The organism is Salinispora vitiensis, assembly GCF_000378825.1.
Taxonomy (GTDB): Bacteria; Actinomycetota; Actinomycetes; order Mycobacteriales; family Micromonosporaceae; genus Micromonospora; species Micromonospora vitiensis.
This window is the reverse complement of the sequence record NZ_KB900388.1, coordinates 393,353-416,772: the sequence shown is the minus strand read 5'-3', so window position 1 is coordinate 416,772 and position 23,420 is coordinate 393,353. Positions and strand designations below refer to the sequence as shown.

General features: G+C 71.5%; 19 protein-coding genes. 2 read left to right on the top strand and 17 right to left on the bottom strand.

Annotated elements, in window-relative coordinates:
- Nucleotides 1–29: 29 nt before the first annotated feature.
- The 9 genes from SALPAC2_RS0101985 to SALPAC2_RS0101945 form a co-directional block, all read right to left on the bottom strand.
- A complete protein-coding gene (locus SALPAC2_RS0101985; protein WP_018214959.1) occupies nt 30–488 on the bottom strand; it encodes a DUF948 domain-containing protein in 459 nt (152 codons plus the stop codon).
- Between the two features lie 152 nt (nt 489–640).
- Entirely contained in the window at nt 641–1,303 is a 663-nt protein-coding gene (locus SALPAC2_RS0101980; protein ID WP_018214958.1) for a hypothetical protein, read from the bottom strand.
- Between the two features lie 1,613 nt (nt 1,304–2,916).
- Nucleotides 2,917–4,425 carry a replication-associated recombination protein A gene (locus SALPAC2_RS0101975; protein ID WP_018214957.1) on the bottom strand — a complete coding sequence of 503 codons (1,509 nt, stop codon included), beginning with the start codon at nt 4,423–4,425 and terminating at the stop codon, nt 2,917–2,919.
- A 38-nt stretch (nt 4,426–4,463) separates the two neighbouring features.
- Nucleotides 4,464–5,807, bottom strand: coding sequence for an MFS transporter (locus SALPAC2_RS24275; protein ID WP_018214956.1), 1,344 nt, complete (start codon nt 5,805–5,807; stop codon nt 4,464–4,466).
- Complete coding sequence (locus SALPAC2_RS0101965; RefSeq protein ID WP_018214955.1) at nt 5,807–6,433, bottom strand: ArsR/SmtB family transcription factor; 627 nt, start codon at nt 6,431–6,433, stop codon at nt 5,807–5,809. The genes SALPAC2_RS24275 and SALPAC2_RS0101965 overlap by 1 nt, the downstream gene beginning before the upstream one ends.
- 167 nt (nt 6,434–6,600) lie before the next feature.
- Nucleotides 6,601–8,421 carry an aspartate--tRNA ligase gene (gene aspS, locus SALPAC2_RS0101960; protein ID WP_018214954.1) on the bottom strand — a complete coding sequence of 607 codons (1,821 nt, stop codon included), beginning with the start codon at nt 8,419–8,421 and terminating at the stop codon, nt 6,601–6,603.
- A gap of 229 nt (nt 8,422–8,650) precedes the next feature.
- On the bottom strand, nt 8,651–9,586 hold the full coding sequence (locus SALPAC2_RS0101955; RefSeq protein WP_018214953.1) for an acyl-ACP desaturase: 936 nt from the start codon (nt 9,584–9,586) through the stop codon (nt 8,651–8,653).
- Between the two features lie 148 nt (nt 9,587–9,734).
- Nucleotides 9,735–11,063, bottom strand: a complete 1,329-nt coding sequence (gene hisS, locus SALPAC2_RS0101950) for a histidine--tRNA ligase (protein ID WP_026184316.1) — start codon at nt 11,061–11,063, stop codon at nt 9,735–9,737.
- A gap of 56 nt (nt 11,064–11,119) precedes the next feature.
- Nucleotides 11,120–11,836 carry an MBL fold metallo-hydrolase gene (locus tag SALPAC2_RS0101945; protein ID WP_018214951.1) on the bottom strand — a complete coding sequence of 239 codons (717 nt, stop codon included), beginning with the start codon at nt 11,834–11,836 and terminating at the stop codon, nt 11,120–11,122.
- 240 nt (nt 11,837–12,076) lie between these two features.
- On the opposite strand from SALPAC2_RS0101945, the gene SALPAC2_RS0101940 reads away from it, so the two are divergent.
- Entirely contained in the window at nt 12,077–12,994 is a 918-nt protein-coding gene (locus SALPAC2_RS0101940) for a peptidylprolyl isomerase (protein WP_018214950.1), read from the top strand.
- A 45-nt stretch (nt 12,995–13,039) separates the two neighbouring features.
- Nucleotides 13,040–13,870 (top strand): peptidylprolyl isomerase, encoded by an 831-nt coding sequence (locus SALPAC2_RS0101935; protein ID WP_018214949.1) that lies wholly within the window; start codon nt 13,040–13,042, stop codon nt 13,868–13,870.
- An 84-nt stretch (nt 13,871–13,954) separates the two neighbouring features.
- On the opposite strand, the gene SALPAC2_RS0101930 is transcribed toward SALPAC2_RS0101935, so the two are convergent.
- The 8 genes from SALPAC2_RS0101930 to ruvC all read right to left on the bottom strand — a co-directional run bounded on the left by SALPAC2_RS0101930 (nt 13,955) and on the right by ruvC (nt 23,404).
- Nucleotides 13,955–16,468 carry a RelA/SpoT family protein gene (locus tag SALPAC2_RS0101930; protein WP_018214948.1) on the bottom strand — a complete coding sequence of 838 codons (2,514 nt, stop codon included), beginning with the start codon at nt 16,466–16,468 and terminating at the stop codon, nt 13,955–13,957.
- A gap of 194 nt (nt 16,469–16,662) precedes the next feature.
- The gene (locus SALPAC2_RS0101925; RefSeq protein ID WP_018214947.1) at nt 16,663–17,229 is read right to left on the bottom strand and encodes an adenine phosphoribosyltransferase; all 567 of its coding nucleotides are present in this window, start codon (nt 17,227–17,229) and stop codon (nt 16,663–16,665) included.
- 87 nt (nt 17,230–17,316) lie between these two features.
- The gene (gene secF / locus SALPAC2_RS0101920; protein ID WP_018214946.1) at nt 17,317–18,501 is read right to left on the bottom strand and encodes a protein translocase subunit SecF; all 1,185 of its coding nucleotides are present in this window, start codon (nt 18,499–18,501) and stop codon (nt 17,317–17,319) included.
- 1 nt (nt 18,502) lies between these two features.
- Nucleotides 18,503–20,437, bottom strand: coding sequence for a protein translocase subunit SecD (secD, locus tag SALPAC2_RS0101915; RefSeq protein WP_018214945.1), 1,935 nt, complete (start codon nt 20,435–20,437; stop codon nt 18,503–18,505).
- 243 nt (nt 20,438–20,680) lie between these two features.
- Nucleotides 20,681–21,016 carry a preprotein translocase subunit YajC gene (gene yajC, locus SALPAC2_RS0101910; protein WP_026184314.1) on the bottom strand — a complete coding sequence of 112 codons (336 nt, stop codon included), beginning with the start codon at nt 21,014–21,016 and terminating at the stop codon, nt 20,681–20,683.
- Between the two features lie 138 nt (nt 21,017–21,154).
- On the bottom strand, nt 21,155–22,219 hold the full coding sequence (gene ruvB, locus SALPAC2_RS0101905; protein WP_018214943.1) for a Holliday junction branch migration DNA helicase RuvB: 1,065 nt from the start codon (nt 22,217–22,219) through the stop codon (nt 21,155–21,157).
- Between the two features lie 55 nt (nt 22,220–22,274).
- Nucleotides 22,275–22,877, bottom strand: coding sequence for a Holliday junction branch migration protein RuvA (gene ruvA, locus SALPAC2_RS0101900; RefSeq protein WP_018214942.1), 603 nt, complete (start codon nt 22,875–22,877; stop codon nt 22,275–22,277).
- Complete coding sequence (gene ruvC, locus SALPAC2_RS0101895) at nt 22,874–23,404, bottom strand: crossover junction endodeoxyribonuclease RuvC (RefSeq protein WP_018214941.1); 531 nt, start codon at nt 23,402–23,404, stop codon at nt 22,874–22,876. Before ruvC ends, ruvA begins: the two co-directional genes overlap by 4 nt.
- Between the last annotated feature and the right edge of the window lie 16 nt (nt 23,405–23,420).

Genomic DNA, 23,420 nt, shown 5'->3' with positions numbered 1-23,420 from the left:
CTCTCCCCCTCCTGCTCGCCCGGCGCTGCTCAGCGGCGGCCGCGACGGCCCCGCTGTTGCTGCTTGATGGTGTCCCGCACCTCACGTTCGGTCTCCGCATGCCGGCGGGCGGCCGTCGCCCGGCGCACTCCGTAGCCGAAGGCCGCCACCTTGACCAGCGGGCTCGCGGCGGCGGCGGAGACGATCGTGGCGAGATTGGCGACATTGGCGGTGATGCTCTGCGCGTGGTTGGTCATGGTATCGACCTTGGCGAGCTGGAGGTTCACCCCATCCAACGAGGTCTGCACCTGATCCAGGGCGGTGTTGACGTTCTTCACCGTGGTGTTGACCTCGCCCAGCAGTGGCGCGGTACGCTCATTGACGTCGTTGATCATCCGGGTGGCCGCGTCAACCGTGTGCCGCAACCGCAGGATTGGCAGCACCAGGATCAACACCAGCATCGCGAATGCGATCGCCGCGATCAGCGCCGCGACTTCTCCAAGGTCCACGCCTGTCCTCCTCAAGCCAAATCCGCGGGCACCGGACGTTTCGCAGCAAGCCGCCGTCGTCCCCACGCCCGTGCCGCGCGCCCCGGCCACTGGTCGGCCGGAGGCAGGCGGGCCTGCCAGCCCAGACCCTACCGTCCGTGATGGAGACCGCCTCAGGATGGTGAGGGGGTCGGTTCACCGAGCGGATCCACGGACGAGGTGGGGAAGGGGTCCTCACCGGTGAGCGACGGATCGGTGCTCGGCTGCGGTCTCGTCCGGTCGTCGTCGATTGCGTTACGCACCTTCACCGATACCAACGAGCCAGCGCACTCCTCCGCCTGGGTTGACGGATCCGGGGACGGCACGAGCGCCGGCTCGCCGTCGACTGGCGGCGGCACACAGGCCGGCTCGCGTACCCACAGATCTAGGGTCAGCTCATCCCGCTGCCAGCAGGTGTAGCTGCCCTTCGCCGGTTGCTCGGGGCAGCGGTCGACCTGCCACGGCCGCCAGCCCTCCCCGCGCAGCGACGCCTCGTAGACCTGGACCGTCTCCTCCGGAGACCGTTCCGAGGCCACGGTGCGCTCGCGCAGTCGACAGTCCAGCAGACACCAGCGACTCCCACTGACATCGTCAACCGTCTCGGTCGCTGCCCAACTGGGAACCGGCAACTGGTCGAGGGTGGCAAAGACCGGGTCCCGGCTCAGCGTCCGTAGCCCGAAGACGGCCGGGACAACACCGAGCAGCACGACACTGGCCAGCACCAGGGCTCCCGTCCGGAGCCGTTGCTGCGGTTGCCGGCGCAGGTACGAACGGGCTCCGCCGGGTCCGTCCGGCACGGTGGCGTCGACCGCTGGGGGTTCCGCCCCGCCGCGCGGCAGCCCGTCCGGCGCGGCCTCGAACGGCGCTGGCGGGACGCCTTGGGGCGTGGCCCGAGACGGCTCTCGAGGTGGCGGCAGCGCGCGACCCGACGGTCGCTCGTCCACGCTGGGATGGGGGCCGGCCGGGCGGGCCGTCGCAGCCACGGGTGGACCAGCTGGCGCATCGCCGGGCCGGGCTACGCCGGGAGGTGCCGCCAGCCCGGGTCGACCGTCCGGATCGCCGGGGCGGGCTACGCCGGGTGGCGGAGTTCCGCCGGGGGCCGGAGTCGGCGGGCCGACGCGCCGCGGGGCAACCGCGCCCGGGGGCGGCCCAGCGGCGGCCCGTGGCGGTGGCTGGTCCGGACGGACCGGACGGACAACACCCGGGCCGGACGGGGGCGGATCACCGATCGCGCCGCTCGCGGCGGCGGACGGGCGGGGTCGCTCGGCAGCCGGTCCAGCGGGCGGGTGTGGCCGCGCGGGGCCAGCCGCTCCCGGGTGCGGACCGGCGGGGCCGGGCCGCGCTCGGCCGGCGGCGGGGCCACCCCGGGACGGTTCGGATCCAGAACGCGGACCGTCAGCGGGTACCCGGCCCTCGGCGGGCGGCGCGCTTCGCGGGGCGACCGGCGAGCCCGGGGGGACCGCCGGTTGATTCAGGGACCGCAGCGTGGGGTCGGTCTGGTGGGGAGTACGGCCAGCCTGCCGTAGCCAGTCGGCGGGCCGCTTCGGTCGAGTGCGCCGGCCCTCGCCGGTGGCCGGGTCAACGCTGTCGGTACGCGGGCTCGGGATGTCGGTGTTCATCGCAGCCGTGGCCCGCCCCGGGCCGCCCTCGGGGGCGGATGGGCGGCCTCGCGGTACCAGGGTGTCCTCCTCCGGCGTCTCCCGCCGGCCATGCCGGGCGACACCACCGGACGGCGGGGCAGCACGGTGGCCCGGTGACCTGCCGCCCTCGGCTGGCGCACGGTGTCCACCCGTGGCGGGAGGAATCCCGCCGGTCGGATCGTCGCCGGTCGGGCCGGGGACCGCCGGCGGGGTACCCGGAGCACCCGTCGGCTCACCGGCGCCATGTCGTCCACCCCGGCCGGCCGGTGGGGCGAGGCCCGGCTGGGACGCAGCGCCGGCCGGAGGACGGGCCGGCGCTGCCGGTCGGCCGCGGCCGACCGGCTCGGCGGTCGGCGGGCCGGCGGTCGGCGGGCCGGGCGGGCCACCGCGCCCGCGGGCCTGGGGGGCCGAGGGGCCGGGAGGAGCGGGCGGCCGGGGAGGTGCAGGGGGCCCAGAAGGAGCGGGGGGCCGGTCCGCATCGGAACGCGGACGCGGTGCTTCGGGCACGTCTCGCCGCACGGGCGGTGCCGCCCCGGTGCCGCTCGGGCCCGGATCGGCACCGAGACGCTGTGGCGGCGCGGCCGGAGCGGGCCCGCCCTCCGGACCCAACTCCCCCCGCTGTGCCTTGGCCGTACGCAGGTCGTCGATCCAGCCGAACTCCTCGCCGCTGACCGGTTCGTCGGCAGCGGCCTCGGCCTTCCCCCGCCCCCAGCGGCGCCCCTTGCGCCGCTGGTCGGCGCTCTCCTCGGGCTGGTCCGCCCCTCGCGACTTCACTGCTGCCCCTCCTCAGTGGCGTTCGCGCCACCCTCGTACGCCCCGTCGTCACCCGGTCTTTCGGGTTGGCGGCCGTTGCCCGCCCCGGTGCCACCGGGCGCCCCCGCCGGCCGGCGGTCAGCCGTCGGCGCCGACCGACGAATGATCCGGCGCAGCAGCGGCAGTCGTTCGGCGACGGCCCGCTCGGCCCCGTGCTGGCTGGGCCGGTAGTAGTCGGTGCCGACGAGGTCGTCGGGCACGTACTGCTGGTTGACCACACCCCGCTGGTCGTCGTGGGGATAGCGGTAGCCGGTGCCGTGGCCGAGCCCTTTGGCGCCGGGGTAGTGCGCGTCCCGTAGCCCGCGCGGCACCGCCCCACCCCGGCCAGCCCGGACATCGGCGAGGGCCGCCCCGATGGCGGTGGTCGCCGAGTTCGACTTCGGGGCCGTGGCCAGGTGGATCACCGCCTGGGCGAGGTTGAGCTGGGCCTCCGGCAGGCCGACATATTCCACCGCGTGGGCGGCGGCGGTGGCCACGCCGAGCGCGGCCGGGTCGGCCAGGCCGACGTCCTCGCTGGCGAAGATGACCATCCGTCGGGCGATGAACCGCGGGTCCTCGCCGGCGACTAGCATCCGGGCGAGCCAGTGCAGCGCCGCGTCCACGTCGGAGCCACGCATGCTCTTGATGAACGCGCTGGTCACGTCGTAGTGGCTGTCGCCGTCGCGGTCGTAGCGCACGGCGGCGCTGTCCACCGCCTGCTCGGCGGTGGCCAGGTCGATGCGATCGGCGCCGACCGCGGTGGCGGAGGCGGCCGCGGCCTCTAGGGCGGTGAGCGCCTTGCGGACGTCACCGGCGGCGAGCCGGACCAGATGTTCCTCGGCGTCGGGGGCGAGGGCGGGCGTGCCGCCCAGGCCGCGCTCGTCGGCGACCGCACGGCGGAGCAGGCTGCGCACCGCGTCGTCATCCAACGGCTGCAGGGTGAGGAGCACGCACCGGGACAACAGCGGCGAGATGACGGAAAAGTACGGGTTCTCGGTCGTCGCCGCCAGCAGCGTGACGGTCCGGTCCTCGACCGCGGCGAGGAGCGAATCCTGTTGGGTCTTGCTGAACCGGTGCACCTCGTCGATAAAGAGCACGGTCTGCGGGCCACCGGCGCGGCGCTGCCGGCGGGCGACGTCGATGACGGCACGGACGTCCTTCACTCCGGCGTTCAGCGCCGACATCGCCACGAAGCGACGGTCGGTGGCCCCGGCCACCAGGTGCGCGATGGTGGTCTTCCCACTGCCGGGCGGCCCCCAGAGGATCACCGACATCGGTGCGGCCCCGGAGACGAGTTGATGTAACGGCGCGCCGGGGGCACGCAGGTGGTCCTGGCCGATCAGCTCGTCGAGCCCGGTCGGGCGCATCCGGACGGCCAGCGGCGCGTCCTGACCGACCGGCGTGAACCCAGTCATGCCGGCAGTACCCGCGGGCGCGACGGCCGCGGCGGCGGGCTCTCCGAAGGAGAAGAGGGCGTCAGGATCCATCACGGGAACAGTACCGGGCGTGGCCGGGGTCAACAGAATCAGCGCCGCCGGGCGGAGCTGACCGGCGCCGGAGGCTCGGGCTGGGTCACCGTTGCCGGCGGCTCGGGCGAGGCAGCGGCCGTCGGCGCACCGACCGGGGTGGGAGAACCATCGCGGCTGGCTCGCCAGGCGGGCAGGTACAGCGGCGCGGCGATCGCGAGCACGACCGCACCGGCCAGCATGGCGACGCTGACGCCGGCCCGGTCGGCGACCAGGCCGAGCACGATCCCCCCGGCGGCACCGGCAGGCATGGCCACCATCGAGTTCAGGGAGACCACACTGGTTCGGTACGGCCCGTCGACCTGCCGGTGCACCAGCCCCATGTGCAACGGGTTCGAGGCGCCGTGCACGACGTAGCACACGACGAAGGCAACCAGCACGCCGATCGGGCCGGCGAGCAGCGCCATCCCGACCACAGTGACGCCCTGCGCGATCCGCAGCAGCGCCGCGGCGGGCGCTGCGCCTAGCCGCCGGGTGAGCAGCGGGGTCGCCGCCGCACCGCCGGCATTCGCGAGCCAGGCCACCATGGTTGCCGGCCCGAGCAGCGCCCCGGCCCGATCGGAGTCGCCGAGCACCTCGGCGAGCCGGACCGGCAGGAGAGCTTCGAAAGTGACCATGCCGAAGCCCCAGAAGAGCTCGACCGAGAGCAGGGCGAGCAGCACCCGGGAGCGGCGCAGCAGCCCCATCGCCTGGCCGATCATCCGGGGGGCCTCCGCGATCGACTCGCGCAGCGCCGACGACCCGGCGGTGGGACGACGCTCACGTAGCAGGGCGAGCACGGCCAGCAGCCCGACGACCTGCAAGCCCACGGCGACCACGATCGGCATGGTCAACGCAGTGAATGGGCCGACCGGGCCGAGCGCGACCAGCGCGCCACTGAGCAGGGCACCGACCGCCATGGCCACGCCGAGCGCCGTCCCGCCCTGGCTCAGGCCCCGCTCATACTCGGCATCGGGGTCGGCCGCGAGGGTGCTGTCCACGAACCAGGACTCGAGCGGGCCGCTGTCCAGCGCCCGATAGACCCCCTGCAACGCCCACACCGCCACCAGCAGGGCGAACGAGTCGGCCACAACGAAGAGGGCTATGCAGACGAGGTTGACCACCGCGGCGAGCACCAGCACCGGCCGGCGTCCCACGGCGTCGGCGAGCCCGGCGGTCGGCAACTCGAGCAGGAGGACGAAGAGACCCTGGGCGGCGAAGGCCACGCCGATCTCGGTGAGGGTGAGGCCCCGCTCCTGCATCAGCAGGACGAAGACCGGGACCAGCAGGCCGACCGGCAGCCAGCGCAGGCTGAGCAGGATGAGGTAGCGGTGCCGGACCTGATGGACCGAGAGGGTGGCCATCACGCCTCCCGGGGAGTGGCGGTGGGCAGGTCAGACGAGTTCAGTAGTGGGTAGGCGGCGAGGTAGACCTGAACCTGCTCGGCGCCGGGCTCCGCCGGGTCGGCCGCTTCGCGGTAGCGCTCCAGGACCTGCCAGAGTTCGTCGTTGAGCGCCTTCAGCCGGTCTGCCGGGAGGGTCAGGAAGGCATCACCCATCCCGAAGGCGTCTCGCCACTCCGACGACCACTGGCTCTGCGCCGCGAACCACCGCTGCGCCTGCTCGGTCAGCAGGCGCACCTGGTGGCCCTGGACCCACTCCACGGCGGCGCGGGCATCCGGGTCGTCGTCGAAGTCAGTGGGCTCGAAGGTGCTGATCTCGTGCGCGGCCCGCCACCAGCGCTGCCGGCCGGTGCCCCGGTCGGGGTCCTCGGCGACCAGCCCCACGTCGGCGAGCTGACGCAGGTGGTAGCTGGTGGCACCGGTGTTGGTGTCGAGCTGTTCGGCCAGCATGGTGGCGGTCGCCGCGCCCTGCACCCGCAGCGCCCCGAGGAGCCGGATCCGCAGCGGGTGCGCCAGCACCCGAATCTGCTGGTGGTCGATGTACACCACGCGCGGGGCCGGCCCGGCCTGCTCCCGGTCATCAGTCATGCTTGCACAGTATCTCTGCATAACTTCTGTGCACAAGAGTTGTGCACAGAAGTTATGCAACACCTTCGGGTTCGACTGGTCCCGCACCACTCAGCCCTGCCAAGGCCGAAGACGACAGTGGCGGCCCGGCAAGAGCCGGGCCGCCACTGCAATGACCAACGAGGCGATCAGGTGGGGTCGGCCACCGGAGCAGCCGGGCCCGCGGTGCCGGCCTGCGCCCGCGCCTCCGGCTTCGGCCGGGCGTCCACGCCCGCCTCCAGGCGCTGCGCCGCGGTGATCGGGGTCGGCGCGGCGGTCAACGGGTCAAACCCGCCGCGGGTCTTCGGGAAGGCGATGACCTCACGGATCGAGTCGGCGCCGGCAAGCAGCATGCAGACCCGGTCCCAACCGAAGGCGATCCCGCCGTGCGGCGGCGCGCCGTACTTGAACGCCTCCAACAGGAAGCCGAACTTGTCCTGCGCCTGCTCGGGGGTGATGCCGAGCAGGTCGAAGACCCGCTGCTGCACGTCGCCGCGGTGGATACGGATCGAGCCGCCGCCGATCTCGTTTCCGTTGCAGACGATGTCGTACGCGTACGCGAGCGCCTGCTCCGGCGCCTCCTCGAAGCGGTCCACCCACTCGGCGTTCGGCGCGGTGAACGGATGATGCACCGCGGTCCAGCCGCTCGCTCCCTCCGCGCCGTCGGTGACCCGCTCGAACATCGGCGCGTCAACCACCCAGCAGAACGCCCAGGCGCTCTCGTCAATCAGCTTCGCCCGGCGGGCGATCTCCACCCGGGCCGCGCCAAGCAGCTCCTGCGCCGCCCGGCTCTCCGCGCCGGCGGCGAAGAAGATCGCGTCGCCGGGCTTCGCGCCGACCGCGTCGGCCAGACCCGCCAGGTGCTCGGTGGAGAGGTTCTTGGCGACCGGGCCCCGCGCCTCACCCGTCTCGGCGTCGAGCACCACGTACGCCAGGCCCTTCGCACCCCGCGCCTTGGCCCAGTCCTGCCAGCCGTCCAGCTCCTTACGGGACTGCGCCGCACCGCCGGGCATCACGACCGCACCGACGTAGCCGCCCGCCTCGATCGCGCCGGCGAAGACCCGGAACCGGGTGCCGCGCAGGTAGTCGGTCAGCTCGGTCAACTCCACGCCGTAGCGCAGGTCCGGCTTGTCCGAACCGTACCGGGCCATGGCCTCGTGCCAGGTGATCCGCGGGATCGGCCGAGTGATCTGGTGGCCGGCCAGTTCCCGCCACAGCCGGGACACGATCGCCTCGCCGAGGTCGATCACGTCGTCCTCGGTGACGAAGGACATCTCGATGTCCAGCTGGGTGAACTCCGGCTGCCGGTCCGCGCGGAAGTCCTCGTCCCGGTAACAGCGGGCGATCTGGTAGTACCGCTCCATCCCGCCCACCATGAGCAGCTGCTTGAACAGCTGCGGCGACTGGGGCAACGCGTACCAGGTACCGGGCTGCAGCCGGACCGGCACCAGGAAGTCCCGGGCTCCCTCCGGCGTCGAGCGGGTCAACGTCGGGGTCTCGATCTCCAGGAAGTCCCGCTCGTGCAGCACCGTCCGGGCGATCTGGTTGGCCGCGGAGCGCAGCCGCAGGGCGTTGGCCGGGCCGCTGCGACGCAGATCCAGATACCGGTAGCGCAGCCGGACGTCGTCACCGGCCTCGACCTGGTCGTCCACCGGCAACGGCAGGGGCGCCGCCTCGGAGAGCACCTCCAGCTCCTCCGCCGTCACCTCGACCTCGCCGGTGGCCAGTTCCGGGTTCTCATTGCCTTCGGGACGACGGGTCACCTCGCCGGTGACCTGGACGCAGTACTCGTTGCGCAGCACGTGGGCGTCCTCCTCGCGGAGGACGACCTGGGCCACCCCGGAACCGTCCCGCAGGTCGACAAAGATGACACCGCCGTGGTCGCGCCGGCGGGCCACCCAGCCGGCGAGCGTCACCGTGGTGCCGGCGTCCGTCGCGCGCAGGCTTCCGGCGTCATGGGTACGGATCACGGCGTGCGTCTCCCTCGTCTGCGGAATGAATCTGCCCGGCATCCTCGCCGGGCCGCCCCGGGGCCGCATCCTGATTTCCAGCCTGTTCCGGGGCAGAATGTCTCTGCCCCGGCATTCTGTCAGGGCTACCGCACCGCCGTTTGCCGGGTGCGCGGAAGGAGGGCCCCGCCGCGCGCCGAACCTAGGTGGGGGCCGTGCGCCAGGACCGGTGGTGCCGCGACCTGGGCTGTCAGCCTCGGGCGGCCTGTCGGGCGCGACGGGCGTCGCGCTTCTCCTCGAACCGGGACGCGGCGAGCTCCAGGCCCTCGAGATGGGCCCCGATCTGGTCCCGGGCCGCCTCGCCATCCGCGTCCAGGCCCGACACCTCGAAGATGTCCCACTGCCGCAGCACCGGCAGCACCACCTCGTCCCGGTGCTGGCGCAGGTCGTAGATGCCGGCCAGGGCGATCGCGACGGACTTCCGGGCGAACCCCTCGATGCCGTTGCCCGGCATCTGGAACTCGGCCAGCACGTCGGCCACCGCCCGCATCGTCTGACTGGGAGCCAGCTCCAGGGCGGCGGCGAGCAGGTTCCGGTAGAACAGCATGTGCAGGTTCTCGTCGGTGGCGATTCGCGCCAACAGCGCCTCGCACTGCGGGTCGCCGGTCGCCCGGCCGGTGTTCCGGTGCGAGATCCGGGTGGCCAACTCCTGGAACGACACGTACGCCAGCGAGTGCAGCATCTCCTCGTCGTGCGCGTTGCGGTAGCCGGCCGACATGTGCGTCATCCGGGCCCGCTCCAGGGCCACCGGGTCGACCGCCCGGGTCACGGTCAGGTAGTCCCGGATCGCGATGCCGTGCCGCGCCTCCTCGGCCGTCCACCGGTGCACCCAGGTCCCCCACGCCCCGTCCCGACCGAAGAGCGTGGCGATCTGGTGGTGGTACGAGGGCAGGTTGTCCTCGGTGAGCAGGTTGACGATCAACGCGGTACGGGCGACCTCGGGCAGCGGTGAGTCGGCCGGCGTCCACGCCTGGCCCCCGAGCGGGCCGTCGAAGGTCCGCCCCTCGCTCCAGGGCACGTACTCGTGCGGGAACCACTCCTTCGCGATCGACAGATGCCGGTCGAGGTTCTTCTCCACGACGACTTCCAGCTCGTGCAGGAGGGCGGTCTGGCTGAGGACGGTCATGCGGGTCTCCCTACGGCGGCGTAACTTACGCCACCGTAGGTCCGATCCTCGGTACGCGCCAGTAGCATCCCACGCGCCCCCTCCGAGCAGCGCCTTCCTGCCGAAACATCAACACCCCGGCCGAACGAGGGCCGGCGGTCGCGGAAACTCAGCTCACCACCGGCCGCAGGTCCGCCGCGGGCGGCTGCCACACCTCGGCCCGCGCCGACACCTGCGCACCGGTACGGATGTCCTTGACCTCGTCGGCGCCCTCGTCCGTGCCGGGGAACCACACGTACGGGATGCCCCGCCGCTCGGCGTAACGGATCTGCTTGCCAAACTTCGCGGCACTCGGCGCGACCTCGGTGCAGATGCCCCGGGCCCGCAGCGCCTCGGCGACCCGGTTACTCACCGCCCGCTGCGCCTCGCTGGTCACCGCCACCACCACACAGGTGGGGACCGGGCGGGAGATGCTCAGCGCCCCGGCACCGAAGAGCAGGCCGAGCAGCCGGGTCACGCCGATCGAAATGCCCACTCCCGGGAAGGCGACGGCACCGGCGCTGGCCAGGTTGTCGTACCGGCCGCCGGAGCAAATCGAGCCGAACCGCTCGTACCCGACCAGCTGCGTCTCGTAGACGGTCCCGGTGTAGTAGTCCAGGCCGCGGGCGATGCGCAGGTCGGCGACGCAGAGGCCGGGCGCGTGCTCGGCGGCGGTCTGCATCACCTGGACCAGCTCCGCGAGGCCCTCGTCGAGCAGCGGGTGGCTGACCCCGAGCGCGTGCACCGCGTCGGCGAACGACGCATCCGGCGCCGAGATCTCCGCCAGCGCCAGCGCCGCCTTCGCCTGCGCCTCGGTCGCCCCGGCCGTGGCGGTCAGGAGGTCGGCCACCCGGGCCGGTCCGATCTTGTCCAGCTTGTCGACCGCACGCAGGGCCGCCTCCGGGTCGGTGATCCCCACCCCCCGGTAGAAGCCTTCGCAGATCTTGCGGTTGTTGACCTGGATCCGCACCGGCGGAATCGGCAGCGACCGCAGCGCGTCCCCGATCACCAGCGGCATCTCGGCCTCGTGGTGCGGCGCCAACGTGTCCCGGTCAACGATGTCGATGTCCGCCTGCAGGAACTCCCGGTAGCGGCCCTCCTGCGGTCGCTCGCCCCGCCACACCTTCTGGATCTGGTAGCGGCGGAACGGGAACTGGAGCTTGCCGGCGTTCTCCAGCACGTACCGGGCGAACGGCACGGTCAGGTCGAAGTGCAGGCCGAGCGCGTCGTCGCCGGCCGGTCCGTCGGGGTCGGCCTGCAGCCGCCGGAGCAGGTAGACCTCCTTGGAGGTCTCCCCCTTGCGCAACAGCTGGTCGAGCGGCTCGACCGCGCGGGTCTCCAACGGGGCGAACCCGTACCGCTCGAAGGTGTCCCGGATCCGCTCCAGGACGGACTGCTCGATCATCCTCTGGGCGGGCGTCCACTCCGGAAAGCCGGAGATCGGCGTGGGCTTACTCATGGTGCTCCGTTCGCGAACCCCGCGCGGCCCGCGCGGGGGGAAAGAGGGTGCGGCGGCTACAGGCCGCGGGCAGGGGCCGCCGGTCGCGCCGGCTCGCCCGCCACCTCGAGGAGGTACGGGTTGGCGGCGCGTTCCCGGCCGATCGTCGTGGTGGGACCGTGGCCGGGCAGCACGACCGTGTCGTCCGCCAGCGGGAGGATCTTGCTCCGCAGGCTGGCGAGCATCGTCGGATGGCTGCCACCCGGCAGGTCGGTACGGCCGATCGAGCCGGCGAAGAGCACGTCACCGGAGAGGCAGAGCTCGTCTGCCTCCCAGCGGGAGCCCGCGCCGGGCAACCGGAAGAGCACCGACCCGCCGGTATGGCCCGGCGCATGGTCAACGGTGATCTCCAGCCCGGCGAGGTCGAGGGTGGCGCCGTCGGTCAGTTCAGCGACGTCCTCCGGCTCGGTGTACGGCAGCCGACCGCCGAAGAGCCCGGCCAGGTCGGCGGAGAGCCCTTTCGCCGGATCGGCGAGGAGTTCCCGGTCGGCCGGGTGGACGTACGCGGTGACCCCCCGCGCACCGCAGACCGGCGCGACGGAGAAGGTGTGATCGAGGTGGCCGTGGGTCAACAGGACGGCGGCCGGATGCAGCCGGTGCTCGGCCAGCAGGGCGTCGAGTCGGTCGAGCACCCCGATGCCGGGATCGACCACCACACACTGCTCCCCCGGCGCCGTCGCGACCACGTAGCAGTTGGTGCCGAAGGCGTCCGCGGGAAAACCGGCCACGAGCACGACGGCTCCCCTTCCCTCGAAGTGTCAGGTCGTCTGCTGAGCCTAGTCGCCGAGGCAACCACGCTCGCGCGGTGCGGCCCGGGTGGCGGGTGCAGCCCGGTCCGCGGGTCACCACCGCGCCACCTCGTACACGACAATCCCCGCCACTGGTCGTACACTCTGGCGGGCGTGTGGCATGGCACACCTGACCAACGGTCGGGCCGTCCGTCACGGAACCAGGGTAGAGGAAGGGGAGCGCGGGTGGCCTCCAGCAGGGATCGGCAGCGCAAACTGGCGCGGGCAAAACTCGACCGACAGCTGGCCCGGCGGGCCGCTCGGGCCCGCCGCCGACGGCAGGTCCAGGCCGGGGTGGGCGTCGCAGTCGTCCTCGCCCTGATCGTGGCCGGCTCCGCCTGGGCGCTGGGCGCCTTCGATCGGGAGCCGGTCGAGGACACCGCGGCCGAGGAGCTCTGTTTCTGGGTCCCGGAGGACGCCACCGCCAACACCAACCTGACCGACGTCGGCACCCCGGCCACCAGCGGGTTGCCGACCGAGGGGGTGCGGACGATGACGGTCGTCACGAACCAGGGCGCCCCGGTCACCGCCGAGTTGGACACCGCCGCCAGCCCGTGTGCCGTCGCGAGCATCTCCCACCTGGCGGCGAACTCCTTCTACGACAACACGAAGTGTCACGAAATAACCACCGAGGGTGCGGTGCGGTGCGGCGACCCGAGCGGCACCGGACTGGGCGGACCCGCCTACTCCTTCTACGACGAGAACGTTCCCACCCCGGCGGACGCCCCGGCGAGCCCGGCGGATGCGTCGGCGAGCCCGGCGGACGCCCCGGCGAGCCCGGCAGCCGACCAGCATGCGACCTACCCGAAGGGCACGGTCGCGATGGTCGGCAACCGGCCCGGCGCCAACGGAAGCCAGTTCCTGATCTTCTTCAAGGACTTCACCACGGCCGACCCGGCGTACACGGTTATTGGCCGTGTCACCGACGGCCTGGATACGGTCGAGAAGATCGGTTCGCTACCGACCGTGGAGAATGCGGGTGGAGCGAAGGTCAAGCCGCAGGACGACGACGTGGTCATCCAGAGCCTGACGGTCACCGAGCCGGCAGCGACGCCGACCGTCACCACGTCGGTTACCCCGGCGGCCGACCCGAGCGCCGGCTGACCGATCCCAGCCAAACCCCACATCGTGCAGGAGGATCCAGGCGTGATGTCCACCAATGAGCGGCAACGCGCGGCGGCCCGCGCTCGGCTCGAGAAGGAGATGGCCGAGCGGACCGCCCGGGCTCGTCGGCGTCGCCAGACCCAGGCGATCGTCGGGGCGAGCGCGGCTCTCCTCCTGGTGGTCGCCGGCACCGTCTGGCTGGTAACGAGCCTCGGCGACGACCCGGCGACCGACACGACCACCACCGCCGGCGCCACCGAGTGCGTCTTCACCGAGATCCCCGCCGACCAGCGGACCCCACAGATCAAGGACGTCGGCCTGCCGGGCACCCAGCAACCGAACACCGGCACCCAGACCCTCACCATCGACACGAACCTCGGGCCGATCACGGCCAAGGTCGACCGGGCCCAGACGCCGTGTACCAGTGCCAGCTTCACCCACCTGGCCGAGCAGAACTTCTTCGACAACACCAAGTGCCACCGCCTCGTCACCGAAGGAATCAAGGTGCTCCAGTGCGGTGACCCGAGCGCGACCGGCGACGGCTGGCGGGAGACCGACGGCACCGGCGGGCCGAGCTTCCGGTTGGCCGAGGAAAACCTGCCCACGGACAAGCGGCCCCCGTACCCGGAGGGCGTTATCGCGATGGCCAACTCCGGCGCCCCCGGAAGCACCGGCAGCCAGTTCTTCATCGTCTACGGCGATTCGCCGCTCCCCCCGAACTACACCGTGCTGGGCACGGTCACCAGTGGGCTGGACATCGTCACGGAGGTCGCGGCGGCCGGCGACGACGAGGCCTACGCACAGCAGTCCGGCGGCGGACACCCGAAGAAGGAGGTCATCATCACCGACCTCACGATGAGCCCGCCCCAGGGCTGACCACCCCAGCGAAAGACCGCTACGCGCCCCCGGCAGAAGCCGGGGGCGCTCGTCGTTGTCCCGGGGGCGCCCGCCCTGGTCGGGTCAGGAACCGGAGGTAACCCGGTAGGCGTCGAAGACGCCATCAACCTTGCGCACCGCGGCTAGCAGGTGCCCCAGATGCTTGGGGTCGGCCATCTCGAAGCTGAACCGGCTCACCGCCACCCGGTCCCGCGTGGTCGTCACGGTCGCCGAGAGGATGTTGACCCGCTCGTCGGAGAGCACCAGGCTCACGTCGGTGAGCAGCTTGTGCCGGTCGAGCGCCTCGACCTGGATGGCGACGAGGAAGGTGGACGCGCTGGTGAGCTTCCAGCCCACCTCCACGACCCGCTCCCCCTGCGCCTTGAGATCCTCGGCGTTGGCGCAGTCGTCCCGGTGCACGCTCACTCCGCCGGAGCGGGTGACAAACCCGAACACCGAATCCGGTGGGACCGGGGTGCAGCAGCGGGCCAGCTTGATCCACACATCGCTGACGCCCCGGACCACGACACCCGGGTCGTTGCTGCTAGCCCGACTCCGCGGCGGGCGGGTGGCCACCGCGGTCTCGGCGATGTCCTCGACCGCGCCCTCCTCACCGCCGTAGGAGGCCATCAGCTTCTGCACCACCGACTGGGCGGAGACATGGCTGTCACCGACCGCCGCATAGAGCGAGGCCACATCGGCCAGGTGGAGATCCCGGGCAATCGCCATCAGGTTGTCCGAGCTGAGCATCCGCTGCAGCGGCATGCCCTGCTTGCGCATCGCCTTGACGAGTGCGTCCTTGCCGGCCTCGATCGCCTCCTCGCGCCGCTCCTTGTTGAAGTACTGCCGGATCTTCGTGCGCGCCCGCGGGCTCTTGACGAACCCCAGCCAGTCCTGGGTCGGGCCGGCCGTCTCCGACTTCGAGGTGAAGATCTCGATCACATCGCCGTTGGAGAGCGTTGACTCCAACGGCACCAGCTTGCCGTTGACCCGCGCCCCGATGCACTTGTGCCCCACCTCGGTGTGCACTGTGTACGCGAAGTCCACCGGCGTCGACCCCGTCGGCAGCGGAAAGACGTCGCCCTTCGGGGTGAAGACGTACACCTCCTGGCTGGACAGGTCGAAGCGCAGCGCGTCCAGGAACTCGCTCGGGTCGGCCGCCTCCCGCTGCCAGTCCAGCAGCTGCCGCAGCCAGGTCATCTCGTCGATGTGCGCCGGCGGGCCCACGACCTGGGTGCCCTTGTGTTCCTTGTACTTCCAGTGCGCGGCGATACCGAACTCGGCGGTACGGTGCATCGCGTACGTGCGGATCTGCATCTCCACCGGTTTGCCGGTGGGTCCGATCACCGTCGTGTGCAACGACTGGTACATGTTGAACTTCGGCATCGCGATGTAGTCCTTGAACCGGCCCGGCACCGGCTGCCAGTTCGCGTGAATCACACCCAACGCCGCGTAGCAGTCCCGCACCGTGTCGACCAGGATCCGGACACCCACCAGGTCGTAGATGTCGTTGAAGTCCCGCCCCCGCACGATCATCTTCTGGTAGATCGAGTACAGGTGCTTCGGCCGGCCGTTCACCTCCGCCCTGATCTTGGCAGACTTCAGGTCGGTGCCGACCTTCCTGGTCACCTGCCGCAGCAGCGCCTCCCGCTGCGGCTGGTGCTCCCCGATCAGTCGGTTGATCTCCTCGTACCGCTTCGGGAAGAGGGTGCCGAAGGCCAGATCCTCCAGCTCCCACTTGATCGTGTTCATACCCAGGCGATGCGCCAGTGGGGCCAGGATCTCCAGCGTCTCCTTGGACTTCTGCTCCTGTTTCGGCCGCGGCAGGAAGATCAGGGTACGCATGTTGTGTAGCCGGTCGGCCAGCTTGATCACCAGGACCCGGGGGTCCTTCGCCATGGCGACGACCATCTTGCGGATCGTCTCCGCCTTCGCCGCGTCGCCCAGCTTGACCTTGTCGAGCTTGGTCACCCCGTCAACCAGCAGCGCCACCTCGCCGCCGAAGTCGGCCCGCATCTGGTCCAGCGTGTACTCGGTGTCCTCGATCGTGTCGTGCAGCAGCGCCGCGACCAACGTGGTGGTGTCCATACCCAGATTGGCGAGGATGGTGGCCACCGCGAGCGGATGGGTGATGTAGGGGTCGCCGGACTTACGGTACTGGCCGGAGTGCCAGCGAGCCGCCGTGTCGAAGGCGCGTTGCAACAGCCGCGCGTCGGCCTTCGGGTGATTCTCCCGGTGACTTGAGATCAGCGGTTCCAGCACCTCGCTGACCTGCGAGGACTGCCAAGGCGCGTTGAACCGGGCCAGCCGGGCCCGCACCCGGCGCCCGGTCGGCGCGCTGGAGAGTGCGAATCCGCCGGCGGGAGCGGTCTCGGACACCAGATCGCCCCGCTTCGGAAGGACCGCCTCCCCGTTCCCCGCGTCCGAGCCGGTGCGGGGGGCGTCGGTCGCTCCGGCGCCGCTACCGGGGCCCGTGGCGGAACGGGAGCTGCCGGGGCCCGTCGCGGAACCGGAGCTGCCGGGGCCCGTCGCGGAACGCGAGCTACCACTGCGGTCGGTCACCGAGCCGTCGCCTGTCGGGTGCACCGTGTCCTCCACCGGAGGGGCGACATCGTGAGACACCGGCCTCCTCACCGCTCGCCGGACACGCCGGCCAGACGGCCGACGTCTGATTCAACCGGCCGCATCGGCCGGCATTGGGTTCAGCAAATGGCAATGCTACCCGCACCCAGCGGGGTCCCGCGTTCTCACCGACCCGGGCCCCGCTGGAGTAATCCGCCCGCTCAGAGCGGTCAAACGGTCAGCAGGGCATGGACCGGACGCGGCGCCAGCCGTTCACGACCGCCCAGGAAGCCCAACTCCAGCAGAACGCTGAAACCCGCCACCGTACCGCCGGCCCGCTCGACCAGGTCGAGGGTCGCCTCAGCGGTACCGCCGGTGGCGAGGACATCATCCACCACCAGCACCCGGTGCCCGGCCGTGAACGCGTCCTGGTGCACCTCCAGGGTGGCCGCACCGTATTCCAGCGCGTACGACGCCGAGTAGGCCACCCGGGGCAGCTTGCCCGCCTTGCGTACCGGCACCACACCGACGCCGGCGGCATAAGCGATCGCTGCCGCGACCACGAACCCGCGGGCCTCGATCCCGACCACGGTGTCGAACGAGTCCCGCCCGTGGTGGCGCACGATGCCGTCAATGATCTCGCGGAAGGTGTCCCCATCGGCGAAGAGCGGCATCAGGTCCTTGAACATCACCCCGGGCTTCGGGAAGTCCGGTACGTCCAGCACCCGGCTGGCCACCAGTTCGGCCATCTCCCGGCCGCTGTCCCCCCGTACCCCGGTGGTGTGGGTCTCTGTCACGCCGCTTTGCTCCCTTGTTCCGACGACGGCGTCCTTCCCGCCGCTCGCGCAGCCTGAAGGACGCCGTCACTCCGCTTCACCGGCGCGTCAGCGCCGCTTGCCGCCCGGACGGTTGCCGCCACCGGCGGGCCGTCCACCGCGGGCCCCGGCCGGCCGCTTACCCGCCGGCCGCGCCCCCACCTTCGGTGCCGCACCGGCGAGGGCCGCCGTCTCCGGGTCGATCTCCTCGTCGGCGCTCTCCGTCGGCTGCGGCGTGTTCTTCGCCGAGCCCTCGCCGCGCTCCAGCGCGGCCCGGCGGGCCAGCACCCGCTTGTTGTGCGCCTGGATCCGCGGCTCCTGGTTCTTCAACAGCACCAGCAGCGGGGTGGCCAGGGTGATCGAGGAGAAGAACGCCACCGCCATCCCGACGAACAACACCAGGCCGAGGTCCTTCAGGGTGCCCGCGCCGAAGAAGCCGGCACCGATGAAGAGCAAGCCGCCGACCGGGAGCAGCGCCACGATCGAGGTGTTCAGCGACCGCATCAGGCTCTGGTTGATCGCCAGGTTTGCCGCCTCGCCGTACGTCTGGTTGTTGTTCGCGGTGATACCGCGGGTGTTTTCCTGGATCTTGTCGAAGACCACCACCACGTCGTAGAGGGCGAAGCCCAGGATGGTGAGGAAGCCGATCACGGTCGACGGGGTTACCTCGAAGCCGACCAGCGAATAGATGCCAGCGGTGAGGACCAGGTTCATCAGCAGGGAGCTGACCGCACCGACCGCCATCCGCCACTCGAAGCGCAGCACCAGGTAGACCATCACCAGCACGAGGAAGATCACCAGGCCGAGCACCGCCCGCTTGGTGACCTCGCTACCCCAGGCCTGGCTGACCTGATCGCCGCCGACGTCGCTGACCGGGAGACCGAACTCCTGGGCTACCGCCGCCTTGACCGCGTTGGACTGCTCCGTGCTGAGCTGCGAGGTACGCATCTGGTAGAAGTCGTCACCGGTACCGCCGACCTTCTGCGCGGTCACCACCTCCGCTCCGCCGCCCTCGGTGGCCAGCGCGGCGTCAACCGCCTCCTCGGCCTGCTCCAGGGTGCCGACGCTGGTAGGCACCTGGATCGAACTACCGCCAGCGAACTCGATACCGAGGTCGAACCGGAGGAGCGCGAAGCTCAGCACCGAGATCAGGGCCAGCACCCCGGCGATGCTGAACCACACCTTGCGACGGCCGACAATGTCGAGACCGGCCTCACCACGGTAGAGGCGACTCGCGAGACCAGCACCGGCCATCTCAGGCCTCCTTCGAGCGCGGGTTGCGGGGCTGGGCCGGCTTGTTCCGGGCCGGCAACGCCCGGCCGAGGCCGCTGACCCGCGGGGACAGGAACGCCCGGGTGCGGGCGAACATCGTCATGATCGGGTGTCGGAAGAGGAAGACCACCACCAGATCGAGAACCGTGGCGAGGCCCAACGCGAAAGCGAAGCCCTTGACCACGCCGACCGAGACGATGTAGAGCACCACCGCGGACATCAGGGTGATCGCGTTGGCGGAGATGATCGTCCGACGGGCGCGGACCCACGCCCGGGACACCGCGCTGCGTGGGCTGCGCCCCTCCCGGATCTCGTCCTTGAGCCGCTCGAAGTAGATGACGAAGGAGTCCGCCGCCACACCGAGCGAGACGATCATGCCGGCGATGCCGGCGAGGGTGAGGGTGAACCCGATCTGCCGGCCGAGGACCACCAACGCGCCGAAGACGAGCAGCGCGGAGAGGACGAGGCTCAGGAAGATCACGGAGCCGAGCAGCCGGTAGTAGAAGAACGAGTAAATGATCACCAGCAGCATGCCGATGCCGGCCGCGAGCAGGCCGGCCCGCAGGTGGCTGGCGCCCAGGGTCGCGGTGACGTTCTGCTGTGCCTGCGGCTCGAAGGTCACCGGCAGCGCGCCGTAGCGCAGCGTGCTCGCCAGGTCGCTGGCGTCCTGCTGGGTGAAGTTGCCGGTGATCTGCGAGTTGCCGGTCAACACCCCCAGGATCTCCGGCGAGGAGACGACCTGGTTGTCCAGCACGACGGCGACCCGGCAGTTGCCGCTGTCCCCGAGCGCGCTCGGGTCGCAGGCAGAACCCTCGTTGTTGAACGCCTCCCGGGTCAACGCGGTCCACTTCTCTTGGCCGTCGCTGCTGAAGTCCAGGCTGACCACCCACTGGCTGGTCTGGTCGAGCACGGCGTTGGCGTCGTTGATGTCGGTGCCGACAACCTTGGCTTGGTCGAGCAGATACTTGAGGGTGCCGTACTCGCAGGCGACGACCTGCTGGTCAACGGCGGAGATCGACGCCGGCGGGCGGGCGTCAAGCTTGGCACAGGTGATCTGCGGGACGTTGAACTGCACCTGGGCCGGCAGCACCGCGATCTCACGGTCGGTCAGCGACGCGAACGGCTTGAGCTTCTCGACCAGCGACGGGTCGGTGGCCAGGTCGTTGGGCGACTGGAGCGCGTTCGCGGCCTCCCAGGCGGCCGCACCGACCTTCTGCTCGACCGCCCTGCGCTGCTCCTCGACGCTGGCCGGGACCGGGGTGGCGCTGTCGCTCGCCGCCGGCGTCGCGCTGGGCGAGGAGGACGCGCTCGGCGTGGGCGTGCCGCTGGGCGAGGCGGCGGGGGTCTCGGTCGGTGCCGCGGCACCACCGCCCGTACCGCCGGTCGGCGAGGCCGTGACCTCGACGCTGTTCGACGGGGTGGGGGAAGCGCTGCCGGTCGCGGACGGCGAGGCGGAGCCAGACGGCTCAGCGGAACCAGACGGCGAGGCGGAGGGGGTGTCGGTCGGGCTCGGCGCCGGGTTCGCCGCCGCACCACTACCGTCGGCCACCTGGAGCACCTTCCGGAAGCGCAGCTCCGCGGCGCTGCCGACCTCGGCCAGGTCCCGGTTCTCGCCGGGAAGGGAGATCACGATGTTCCGGTCGCCCTCGGTGACGACCTCGGCCTCGGCAACCCCGAAGGCGTTGACCCGACTCTCGATGATCTGCCGGGCCTCCTCCAGGTTCTCCGCGGTCGGCGCCTGACCGTCAACGGTGTTGGTCGCCTCCAGCGTCAGCCGGGTGCCGCCGACCAGGTCGAGTCCGAGCTTGGGCTCAAGCCGGTCCTTCCAGCTACCGCTCGCGCCGCCGCCGAAGAAGACCAGAAGATAGAGGACCACGAAGATGGCCCCAAGCACGGCGAGCTGCCGCCCGGGGCGCATCTGTTTCTGAGGTGGTGCCACGGCTGTCCTGTCTCCCTGTGGGGTCACGCCGCCACGCGAGCGGCGGCTGCCGGCCGGGCAAACCGGCCGAAGCTATGTGGGGGTCGCCGCAGCGGCGCACGGGGCGTCGACGCGGAACGCCACCACACCCTGCACCTACCGTGCGTGGCGTATCGACCCGATTGTCAAATTTTCGTCCTACTCATGCGCTGCCCGGGCCCGCCGACATGGGCGGGCGGGGTGTCACTCCTTGACGGCGTCCGCGTCGTCGACCGCCGCCTCGGCGGCCTGCTCCGCCTTGGTGACGACCCGCGCGATCGCGGGACGGGCGTACCGGGTCTCCACGCCGGGGGCGACCTCCAGCAGCACCGTCTCGTCGTCCATGCCGGTGACGGTGCCGTAGAGCCCGCCGATGGTGACAACCTCGTCACCGTGCCCCAGCGAGGACTGCATGTTCGACGCTTCCCGACGCCGCTTCTGCTGCGGGCGGATCATCATGAAGTACATGACGCCGAAGAGCAGGACGATCATGAGGATGGGTGTGAAGTTGGCGGTGCCGCCATCTTGTGCCAAAAGCACGGTGGTAAAACCTTCCCATTGGCCCTCATTCCGGCACGAAGGCACCGGGGTGAAGGCGATTTCTTACATCTGTACAGACCGCGGCGAGTCTAGTCGCTCCACCTGGGAACACCGAATGCGGCACAGATCACGTTCGCATCACGGCTGATCAGGCTCCACCGAGAACAGGTCACGCGCGGGAGGGGTATCCATGCCAAATGTACCATTCGGTGGCGTACGCCCCAGATGGCGCCAGGCCGCCTCGGTGGCGACCCGACCCCGCGGGGTACGGGCGAGGAGACCGGCCCGCACCAGGAACGGCTCACAAACCTCCTCCACCGTGTCCGGTTGCTCCCCCACCGCCACCGCCAGCGTGGACAGGCCAACCGGACCACCTCGAAACAGATCCACGAGCGCGGTGAGCACCGCCCGGTCCAGCCGGTCCAGCCCCAAGGCGTCCACGTCGTACACGGTCAGGGCCGCCTGCGCGGTCTCCCGGGTAACCACGCCGTCGGCCCGAACCTCGGCGAAGTCACGCACCCGGCGCAGCAGCCGGTTCGCGATCCGGGGAGTGCCCCGCGCGCGGCCGGCGATCTCGGCCGCGCCATCGGCGGTGATCGGCACACCGAGAATGCGGGCCGAACGGTTCAGCAACGTCTCCAGATCGGCCGGGGAGTAGAAGTCCAGGTGCGCGACGAAGCCGAACCGGTCCCGCATCGGGCCGGTGAGTAGCCCGGCGCGGGTGGTCGCCCCGACCAGGGTGAACGGCTCCACGTCCAGCGGGATCGCGGTCGCCCCGGGGCCCTTGCCCACCACCACGTCAACCCGGAAGTCCTCCATCGCGCTGTAGAGGAGCTCTTCCGCCGGCCGGGCTATCCGGTGCACCTCGTCGATGAAGAGCACATCCCCCTCGCCGAGACTGGTCAGAATGGCCGCCAGGTCGCCGGAACGCTCGATGGCCGGGCCGCTGGTCACCCGGATGCTGGTGCCCAGCTCGGCGGCGACAATATTGGCCAGGCTGGTCTTACCCAGCCCGGGCGGACCCGACAGGAGGATGTGGTCGGGAGGGCTGCCGCGGCGTAGCGCGCCCTGAAGCAGCAGGTCGAGCTGATCCCGGACCCGCTCCTGCGCGATGAACTCGGCCAGCCGGCGCGGCCGGACGCTGGCCTCCGCGTCCCGCTCGGCGTCGCTCACATATGCCGAGACCAGATTCTCGCCCGTCATCCCGACTCCTCACCCGTGCCCCGGACGCGGTCGACCGACGCGCTCCGCCCACCCGTCATCGGGCCCGGCCCAGCAGTCGAATCGCCTGCCGGAGCAGGACCGGCACCGGGGGCACCTCCCCGTCCACCGTCTCCGCCACCGCGGCGACCGCCTGATCCGCCTGCGCCGCCGTCCAGCCGAGCCCGACCAGGGCCTGCCGCACCTGCTCCGGCCAGTTGCCGGTCGTGACGCCGGCCGCGGCGTCGGCACCGACCGGGGCGGGACCGATCCGGTCCCGCAGCTCCAGCACAAGCCGCTCGGCGCCCTTCTTGCCGATCCCCGGCACCCGGGTCAACGCGGCGATGTCGGCGTTGGCGATGGCCGCCCGGACCGCCTCCGGCGCGTGTACCGCGAGGACGGCCTGGGCCAGTCGGGGGCCGACCCCGCTGGCCGTCTGCAAGAGCTCGAACAGGGCCTTGCCGGCGTCGTCGGCGAACCCGTAGAGGGTCAGCGAATCCTCCCGGACGACCAGGCTGGTGGCGAGGCGGGCGGGCTGGCCCACCCGCAGGTCGGCGATCGTGCCCGGCGCACAATGCACCGCTAGGCCCACCCCGCCGACCTCCACGACGGCTTGGTCGGGCCCGGTCGCCGTCACCACCCCCCGGACACTGGCGATCATCGGCCTCCTCCTCGTCGTCGGGCCCGGTCGGCGGCGGTCGCCAACTTCGAGCGGGTGCCACCGCGCCACACGTGGCAGATGGCCAGGGCCAGGGCGTCGGCGGCGTCCGCCGGCCGGGGCGGGGCGGAGAGCCGCAGCAGCCGCGTCACCATCGCGGTCATCTGGGCCTTGTCGGCCTGACCGGAGCCGGTCACCGCCGCCTTCACCTCGCTCGGAGTGTAGGTCTGCACCGGGAGGCCGGCCCGTGCCCCGGCCAGAACCGCGACCCCGCTGGCCTGCGCCGTGCCCATCACCGTGCGGACATTGTGCTGGCTGAACACCCGCTCCACAGCCACGCTGTCCGGCCGGTGCTCGGCCACCAGGGTGGCGAGCGAGCGGTCCAGGGTCAGCAGGCGCAGCGGCAACTCGTCGTCGGGATCAGTGTGGACGACGTGGTAGGCCACCAACGTGCAGGGGCGCCCCGGCACGCCCTCGACCACGCCGACCCCGCACCGGGTCAGCCCCGGGTCAACGCCGAGCACGCGCACGCCGCCTCCTCCCCCA